General features: G+C 62.1%; 1 pseudogene (cut by a window edge). It reads left to right on the forward strand.

Annotated elements, in window-relative coordinates:
• Positions 1–548 precede the first annotated feature (548 nt).
• Positions 549–1,555, forward strand: a pseudogene (gene xseA / locus ACFFAR_RS22825) (exodeoxyribonuclease VII large subunit) (it continues 375 nt past the right edge of the window).

Below are 1,555 nucleotides of genomic sequence, written 5' to 3' on the forward strand. Positions count from 1 at the left end.
AAATTTTCTATCGGCGGTTTGAAGTCAGACATGGCGCGCGCTACCTGTACATCGCGGGAAAGCTCGGGACTGGATGGGCCGATGCTCGAAACATGACGATACTGCTGAGACTGGTGAAACCAGGCTTGACGGCCGGCACCTTTGCATCGGGGCGGTTCTCCTAAAAAGCTGAACGGAAAGCGGTCGACGGGCGATCCTCGAACCCGGCACTCTAGCGCGGCGGTGCGCTCGGCGCCAGTCGAAGGGGACCGGTCTGCCCATGGAGTTTTACACAGGTGGCTCTGTGGATAACTCTGTGAACAAGTTGGCGTGCATTGGCGGAAATTCGGCATCTGGTCGGACTTGCCTCGGCGAACAGCTCTTCCGGAAATGAGAAAGGCAATCAAAACAAAGGCTTAAAGCGCGTTCATGTGAATTTCATATTCGTGTGTGCGTGTTTTCGGTAACTTGTGCATTGTGGACACTTGCTACACTCCGCCAGCCGAATGGACATCTGTTCGGGCAGGTTTCACCCTGTAGCCACCGCAATCAACCGGCCTTTTCCTTCGATGAGCACCGATCCATTCTCCATACCAGACCCCGCCGGCGCCGACGCGGTCATTCCCGTTTCAGCGCTCAATCGCGCGATTGGTTCAGTGCTGGAGCGTTCGTTTCCGTTGGTCTGGGTATCAGGCGAAGTCTCGAATTTTACGAAGGCGGCGAGCGGTCACTGGTATTTCTCGATCAAGGATGCGCAGGCGCAAATGCGCTGTGTGATGTTCCGAGGCCGCGCGCAGTACGCCGAGTTCACGCCGCGCGAAGGCGACCGGATCGAGGTGCGCGGGCTCGTCACCATGTACGAACCGCGCGGCGAGCTGCAACTCGGTGTGGAGGCGGTTCGACGGACTGGGCAAGGGCGCTTGTATGAAGCGTTCCTGAGGCTCAAGGCCAAGCTCGAAGCCGAAGGTTTGTTCGCCGCCGAGAGAAAACGCGCGCTGCCGCAGCATCCGCGCGCAATCGGTATCGTGACGTCGTTGCAGGCGGCCGCCTTGCGCGACGTGCTGACGACGCTTTCGCGCCGTGCGCCGCACGTGCCGGTGATCGTCTACCCGGCGCCGGTGCAGGGCGCGGGTGTGGCCGCGAAACTCGCCGCCATGGTCGACGAAGCCAGCGCACGCCGCGAAGTCGATGTGCTGATCGTGTGCCGGGGTGGTGGCTCCATCGAAGACTTATGGGCGTTCAACGAAGAAGTCCTTGCGCGTGCGATCGCCGAAAGCGCGATGCCCGTGGTCAGCGGCGTAGGGCACGAGACGGATTTCACCATCGCCGATTTCGCCGCCGATGTCCGCGCGCCCACGCCCACGGCAGCGGCCGAACTCGTCAGCCCGCAACGCGTCTTGCTGCTGCGCGATCTGGATCATCGGCATGCATCGCTCGCACGCGGTTTCGGCCGGATGATGGAGCGGCGCGCGCAGCAAATCGACTGGCTTGCGCGCCGGCTCGTCAGCCCCACCGAGCGGCTCGAACGCCAGCGCGTTCACTTGCGGCAATTGACGGCGCGGCTTGCATCGGCGGG

This window comes from uncultured Caballeronia sp. (assembly GCF_964243625.1).
Lineage (GTDB): Bacteria > Pseudomonadota > Gammaproteobacteria > Burkholderiales > Burkholderiaceae > Caballeronia.